The organism is Dietzia sp. SLG310A2-38A2 (assembly GCF_014145095.1).
GTDB lineage: Bacteria > Actinomycetota > Actinomycetes > Mycobacteriales > Mycobacteriaceae > Dietzia.
Genome location: NZ_JAALDX010000255.1, coordinates 1 through 5,970 on the forward strand (window position 1 = coordinate 1; position 5,970 = coordinate 5,970).

Annotated in this window: 6 protein-coding genes; all 6 read left to right on the forward strand. The window is 69.7% G+C overall.

The genetic code is table 11. The annotated features are described in order from the left end of the window. Window positions 1–671 (forward strand): SDR family oxidoreductase (locus G6027_RS09380; RefSeq protein ID WP_182636936.1); only part of this gene is annotated, 671 nt, incomplete at its 5' end. Window positions 672–763: 92 nt separating this feature from the next. Next, window positions 764–2,062 carry a cytochrome P450 gene (locus G6027_RS09385; RefSeq protein ID WP_182636939.1) on the forward strand — a complete coding sequence of 433 codons (1,299 nt, stop codon included), beginning with the start codon at window positions 764–766 and terminating at the stop codon, window positions 2,060–2,062. 17 nt (window positions 2,063–2,079) lie between these two features. Continuing rightward, window positions 2,080–2,301 carry a ferredoxin gene (locus G6027_RS09390; RefSeq protein WP_182636940.1) on the forward strand — a complete coding sequence of 74 codons (222 nt, stop codon included), beginning with the start codon at window positions 2,080–2,082 and terminating at the stop codon, window positions 2,299–2,301. A 1-nt stretch (window position 2,302) separates the two neighbouring features. Beyond that, complete coding sequence (locus G6027_RS09395) at window positions 2,303–2,878, forward strand: nuclear transport factor 2 family protein (RefSeq protein ID WP_182636937.1); 576 nt, start codon at window positions 2,303–2,305, stop codon at window positions 2,876–2,878. Between the two features lie 5 nt (window positions 2,879–2,883). Continuing rightward, window positions 2,884–4,167, forward strand: a complete 1,284-nt coding sequence (locus G6027_RS09400) for a hypothetical protein (RefSeq protein ID WP_346995674.1) — start codon at window positions 2,884–2,886, stop codon at window positions 4,165–4,167. A 54-nt stretch (window positions 4,168–4,221) separates the two neighbouring features. After that, window positions 4,222–5,907, forward strand: coding sequence for an AMP-binding protein (locus G6027_RS09405; RefSeq protein WP_182636938.1), 1,686 nt, complete (start codon window positions 4,222–4,224; stop codon window positions 5,905–5,907). Window positions 5,908–5,970 lie beyond the last annotated feature (63 nt).

A 5,970-nucleotide genomic window follows, 5' to 3' on the forward strand; every position in this document is an offset into this window, starting at 1 on the left:
TGGGGGCCCGCCGCGCCGACCGCCTCGACGACCTCGTGGGCCGGATCCGGGAGGCCGGGGGACAGGCCACCGCACGGCCGGTCGACGTGACCCGCGCGGACTCGGTCGCCCAGTTCGTGGCCGCCGCCGGTGAGGCGTACGGTGCCCCGGAGATCCTGGTCTCCAGCGCGGGCACGCTGAAGATGGCCCGCGTGTGGGAGATGGACCCGGATGACTTCGCCTCCCAGATCGACATCCACCTGCTCGCCGTGCAGCGGTTGCTCCACGCCGTGGTCCCCGGGATGGTCGATCGCCGTCGGGGCGACGTGGTGCTGATCGGCTCCGACGTCGCCTACACCGCCCGACCCCGATCCGGCGCGTACGTCGCTGCCAAGGCCGGCCTGGAGACGATGGCCCACCAGGCCCGCAAGGAGCTCGAGGGCACGGGGATCCGCCTCGGCGTGGTCCGTCCGGGCCCGGTGATGACCGAGATGGGCACCGAGTTCGACCCGGAGACCGCGGAGTCGGTCATCAACGACTGGGTCAAACACGGCTTCGGCCGTCACCCGCGCATGTGTAAACCGGCCGACCTCGCCCGGGGGGTCGCCGCCATGGTGTCGATGCCCCGTGGCGCCCAGATCACCGAGCTGGAGATCCAGCCGGAGGCCCCAATCGAGGAGGACTACTCGTGACCAGTACCGACAGCTCCACCGACAAGCCCACCGACGTCTCCACCCTCACCGAGCCGCAGCGGGTCTCCGGCGGCGAGGGCGAGCTCGGCCACATGGACGAACTCCGTACCGACCCGATCGGCCTGTTCTGGCGGGTCCGTGAGGAATGTGGCGACCTCGGCGTGTTCAAGATCGTCGACCGCGACATCTGCCTGGCCTCCGGAGCGGCCGCCAACGAGGCCTTCTTCCGTGCGCCGGACGAGTCGTTGGACCAGGCTGCCGCCTACCCGTTCATGACGCCGGTGTTCGGTGAGGGCGTCGTGTTCGACGCCAGTCCCGAGCGCCGCTCGGAGATGCTGCACAACACGGCGCTGCGCGGCGACCACATGCGTCAGCACGCCGTGACCATCCCCCGCGAGGTCCAGCGCATGGTGGCCGAGTGGGGCGACGAGGGGGAGATCGACCTCCTGGAGTGGTTCTCCGAGCTCACCATCTACACCTCCTCGGCATGCCTGATCGGGCCGAAGTTCCGCGAGCAGCTCGACTCGCGCTTCGCGCACCTCTACCACGATCTGGAGCAGGGCACCGACCCCCACGCGTACATCGACGCCTACGCCGACATCCCGGCGTTCCGTACGCGCGACGCGGCGCGGGCCGGTCTGGTCGAGCTCGTCTCCGCGATCATGGACGACCGGGTTGCCAACCCGCCGACCGACAAGGCGGACCGGGACCTGCTCGACGTGTTGATCTCGGTCAAGGAGGACGACGGCACGAACAAGTTCAGTCCGGACGAGGTCACCGGCATCTTCATCTCCATGATGTTCGCCGGGCACCACACCACCTCCGGCACGAGCGCGTGGATGCTCATCGAGTTGCTCAAGCACCCCGAGTACCTGGCCCAGGTCGTCGCCGAGCTCGACGAGGTCTACTCCGACGGGGCCGAGTACAGCTTTGGGGCGCTGCGTCAGATGCCCAAGGTGGAGAACGCCCTCAAGGAGACGCTGCGTCTGCACCCGCCGCTCATCATCCTCATGCGGGTGGCGCAGGAGGACGTGCAGATCGGCGACCACGTCGTCCGCGCCGGGCAGACCGTCGCGGCGTCCCCGGCGGTCTCTAACCGGCTCCCCGAGGACTTCCCGGATGCCGACTCGTTCGACCCGGAACGCTACGCCGAGCCGCGCCAGGAGGACATCGTCAACCGGTGGACCTGGATCCCCTTCGGCGCCGGTCGGCACCGCTGCGTGGGCGCGGCGTTCGCCCAGCTGCAGATCAAGGCGATCTTCTCGATCCTGCTGCGGGAGTTCGAGTTCGAGCTCGCGCAACCACCCGAGAGCTACCACAACGACCACTCCAAGATGGTGGTCCAGTTGGCCCAGCCGTGCACCGTCCGCTATCGGAGGAGGAAGCGCTGATGAACGAGGTCGAGCCGATGCGCGTGGAGGTCGACTTCGACCTGTGCCAGGGACACGCGGAGTGCCAGGCCGAGGCCCCCGACTGGTTCACGGTCGGCAAGGGCTCCGAGGCCAAGGTCCGTGCCAAGCGCGGTGAGATCCCCGCCGATCAGCTCGCGGCCGTCAAGGACGCCGTCAAGTACTGCCCGACGCAGGCACTCAGCCTGGTCGAGGACGACAGAACCACCAGGAGTGAGTGACGTGACCCGATACGACCGTGCCGAGATCGCCGAGTTCGTGCAGCGCTGGATCGAGGCCAATGCCGAGTGCGAGCGCAACAAGGACTGGACGCCGCTGGCCGACTTCTACGCCGAGGACGCCACCTACGGCTGGAACTACGGCACCAAGGACGACTTCATGGCCGTGGGCCGCGACGAGATCCGCGACATCGCGCTGGGTCAGGAGATGGCCGGGCTCGACGGCTGGGAGTACCCCTACATCCGGACCATCATCGATCCCGAGACCGGCGATGTGCTGTGTCTGTGGAAGCAGATCGCCCGCGACACCGTCGACCCGAAGACCGGGAAGCCGTACGAGGTCCACGGGCTCGGCGGATCGTGGTTCCTCTACAACGGGGACAAGCAGTGGAAGTGGCACCGCGACTTCTTCGACTTCGGCAACGTGGTGGACCTGTTCATGCGCATGTACGAGGCCGATGCGCTCACCGACTCGATGAAGGCGCGGTTCGAGGCGGCCGGTGACAAGCCGGCCGGGTGGTACCGCATCGAGGACAGTCCGGCCCCGTTGTGGCCGGTATCCGCCCCGGACGAGGTCTGAGTCCGGTGGCCACGCGCGACCGGATCGTCAACCGCGACCCCCTGGAGTCCCTCGACCACGCGAGGCTCGCACGGCTGCTCCCCGACCTGCTGCTGATCGGACAGCTCATCGACCGGGCGGGGATGCCGGCCCTCCTCGGCGAGTTCGGCGTGGACGGGATGCGCGACGTGGCGATCGAGGAGTGGCAGGCCGCGAGCCCGCACTACACCCGGCGCATGAAGGAGGCGTTGTCGATCACGGGTGACGGCGTCGCGGAGATCTTCAAGGGCTTCCAGCTGGACGTCGGTGCGCCGCCGGAGTTCATGGATTTCCGGTACCGGGTGACCGACCACGACCACGGCGAGTTCTGGCTGGACCACTGCGGTGCGCTGATGGACGTCGAACCGATGGGGGACCGGCTCGTCACCACGATGTGTCACGACATCGAGGACCCCACCTTCCCCGCCACCGCGCTGGCCACCAACCCCCGGGCCGTCGTGGAGCCGATCCACCGTCCGCCGCGCAGCCCGGAGGGTCGGACGCCGCACTGCCACTGGACCGTGCGGATAGAACCGGACGCGGAACCGGCGGCATGGCCCGAGCCGGCGGTCGAGTCGGGGAGCAGCCGGTTGATCGACTTCTCCTTCGACCCGCCGTCTCCGCAGGACACCACCGGCGAGGGGGCGCGGGACGACTACGCGGGCCCCCTGCTGACGGACCTGAGCTTCCCGGAGTTCACCTCGGCCGCGCTCGTGCGCATGACCCGCGAGGTGTACCTGCAGATGCACCTGTTGGCGGTGGGCTTCCACCAGTCGGTCCGGCGCCGGTCGGACGCCGAGACCGCGGACCGGTTGCTCGCCTATCAGGCGACCGGGATCGCGGGCGTCGCCGCGGGGCGTATCCGCGACGTCCTCGGAGTCGCAGGGGACGCGCACGGGCTGGCCGCCGTGCTCGACCTCCATCCGTTGGCCGGGCCGACCGCCTACACGGGGTATTCCTCGTCGGTCTCCGAGGACGGCGAGAGCCTCACCGTCACCTGGGACACCGCGGCGGACGCGTTCGCCGACGACACCTGGATGCCCCTGCTCGCCCGGGACGGGCTGCGCCCCCTCGCCGCGGCGGCACAGGCCGTGGACCCGCACTGGACCGTGGAACGCGTGCCCTCGGACGGCTCCCGGGTCGCGGCCGTGTTGCGGCTGGGGGACGAACCCGCGAAGGAGTCCGACGAGGTCGCCGTCACCCGGATCAGCACCGGTGCGGCGTTCGACTTCGGACCCACCCGCACGCCGTTGCCCATCACCCCGGTCTGAGACCGGCCGCTCGCCCGAGTCAACACACCCGACCCCCGTCACGGAGGACACCACATGGCACACAACCTGGCAGACCTCTTCGAACACGCCGTGGACGCCTACGGCGCCGACCGACTGGCGGTGGTGGAGGACGAACGCCGTCTCACCTACGCCGACCTCGAGGCCGAGGCCAACCGGTGGGCCTCGGCCCTCTCCTCGCTGGGGGTGGGGGCCGGCGACCACGTCGGGGTGCACCTGCGTAACGGGGTGGACTGTCTGGCGCTGATCCTCGGTGTCCTCAAGTTGCGGGCGGTGACGATCAGCATCAACTACCGCTACTCGGGCCCCGAACTGCGTTACCTCTACGACTACTCCGACACCAGCGTGCTGGTGTTCCACCGCGAGTTCGGCGCCGCGGTGACCGAGGCGGTCAGCGGGCTCGACGCGATCCGCCACACCATCGTGGTGGAGGACGGCTCGGGCGTCGAGACCCTCCCGGCCGGTGCCCTCCGCGCCCGCGAGACGCTCGACGCGGCCTCGACCGAGCGTCCCGGTCTGGAGCGCAGCGGCGACGATCTCTACCTGGTGTTCACCGGTGGCACCACCGGCAAACCGAAGGGCGTGATGTGGCGCCAGGAGGACCTGTGGCGCAGCCTCGGCGGCGGCGCGGACTACCACACGGGCGAGCCTGTGCCCGACGAGTACCACCAGTCCAGGGCGGGCCTCGGCGGCGACCCCATGCGCTACCTCATCCTGCTCCCGCTCATCCACACCTCGGGCATCATGCCCAGCTTCACCGGCCTGTTCGCCGGAGGCACCATGCACTATCTCCCGCATTTCCGGGCGGCGGACGTCCTGGAGGAGATCGAGAGCGAGAAGATCCAGGTCGCGGTGGTGGCCGGTGACGCGATGGTCCGGCCGCTCGTGGACCAGATGCGACGGACCGAACCCGACACGTCGAGCATGTTCATGATCTCCTCGGGAGCGGCCCTGTTCTCGCCCTCGGTCAAGGCGGACCTGCTCGGGCTGCGCCCCGACCTGATGATCATGGACGCGTTCGGCTCGTCCGAGGGCGGCTTCGGCGGCCTGGGCGTGGTCACCAAGGCCGATCTCGACGACGGGTCGCTCTTCGCCGACCACGGCCCACGGATCCCGAGGGGGACCACCCTGCAGCTCGTCGACGACTTCGACGAACCGCTGCCCGACGACTCGCAGGAGATCGGCTGGATCGTCAAGAGCGGATATCAGCCCGCCGGCTACTACAAGGACGAGGCCAAGACCGCCGAGACCTTCCGTGAGATCGCCGGGAGCCGCCGGGTGTTCACCGGCGACCGCGGACGGTACGACGGCCCCGAGACGATCATCATGCTCGGCCGCGCCAGTCAGGTGATCAACTCCGGCGGCGAGAAGATCTTCGCCGAGGAGGTCGAGGCCGCGCTCAAGGCGGTGGCCGGTGTCGAGGACGCCGTGGCGTTCGGCGTCCCGGACGAGCGGTTCGGGCACCGGGTCGGCGCCGTGGTCCAGTGGGCGGACACCGCCCCGGACTCCTCATTGGACACCGGCAACCCGCGGGACCTCGACGCCGTCGGGCTCGCCCTCCGCGAGCACCTGGCCGGGTTCAAGATCCCCGTGGCGTACTGGGTGGTCGACCGCGTCGAACGCCATCCCAGCAGCAAGACCGACTACGGCTGGGCGCGCCGTCTGGTGGCCGAGCGTGCCCCCGATCTCGACCGGCGGACGGACGCCGCCAGCACAGCGTGACCGGGCTGCGGCTCGACGGCCGGGCCTTCGCGGTCATCGGATCCTCCCGCGGGATCGGTGCGG

Bases quoted from the DNA above. Each gene is read 5' to 3' on its own strand.
- G6027_RS09405 (WP_182636938.1), top strand. From the start codon at position 4,222: ATGGCACACAACCTGGCAGACCTCTTCGAACACGCCGTGGACGCCTAC.
- G6027_RS09385 (WP_182636939.1), top strand. From the start codon at position 764: ATGGACGAACTCCGTACCGACCCGATCGGCCTGTTCTGGCGGGTCCGT.
- G6027_RS09390 (WP_182636940.1), top strand. From the start codon at position 2,080: ATGCGCGTGGAGGTCGACTTCGACCTGTGCCAGGGACACGCGGAGTGC.